Origin of the sequence: Acetobacter sp. DmW_125128, from assembly GCF_008704325.1 — a bacterium.
Classification (GTDB): domain Bacteria; phylum Pseudomonadota; class Alphaproteobacteria; order Acetobacterales; family Acetobacteraceae; genus Acetobacter; species Acetobacter oryzifermentans.
Genome location: NZ_VHOP01000071.1, coordinates 1 through 744, shown reverse-complemented (window position 1 = coordinate 744; position 744 = coordinate 1). Strand labels below are relative to the sequence as shown.

The 744-nt window shown below is 61.0% G+C and carries 1 pseudogene; it reads right to left on the bottom strand.

What is annotated here, in order from left to right:
- Positions 1-744 (bottom strand): annotated as a pseudogene (locus FKW19_RS14615) (hypothetical protein); the annotation flags it as partial.

Genomic DNA, 744 nt, shown 5'->3' with positions numbered 1-744 from the left:
ACATAGGTGCCTGCGGCCGGATCTGCTGTGGTGATATCACTGACCATGCCGGCATAGGCCCAGCTGCCATCTGTTGCCGGCGCAGACCACGCCCCCAGCACGCCGCCTTCCAGCACGGTCAGATCCGGTTGAGTGCCCTGCGTGCCCATCCAAAGTGGTGCATCAGACACCTGATAGATCTGATTGACGCTATCCACACAAACAGGCGTGATATTGAAGGCATAGCCCCGCAGACGCGGTTTTACCCGGCCTGTCAGGTCTGATCCGCCTTCCACGCCGCCAGTGCCAGCATAGGTTGCCAGTGGCAACTGGCGCGAGAGCACGGCAGGCCCCGAAAGCGTCAGCGTGCCTTGCGTAGCTCCGGTGCGCCATGCGGTGGCGGAGCCGGTAAACAGAGGCTGGCACGCAGAGAGTGCCGGATCTGACCACCAGCCGCGTGCCATGTCATAGCTGCGCAGGCCGGTCAGAATGGACAGATCTCCGGTATGGTTGCGCACGTTCATGCTATCCGCCACGCCATCGGACAGATTGACCGTAAGCTGCCCGAAGCTCTGCGTCATACTGCTACCGGAAATTGAAATATCCAGTTCCCTGTCCACATCAGGCAGGCTGGCCAGAATGGGCGGATATTTCGTGCCGGTGGCAACATCCACATACCCGCCAGAAGACAGGCATGTGGTCGTGCGGGAAGCCGCAGGCCCGCAGGCCAGCGTTCCCAGAAAACAGCGTTGCTGCATTGTGGTG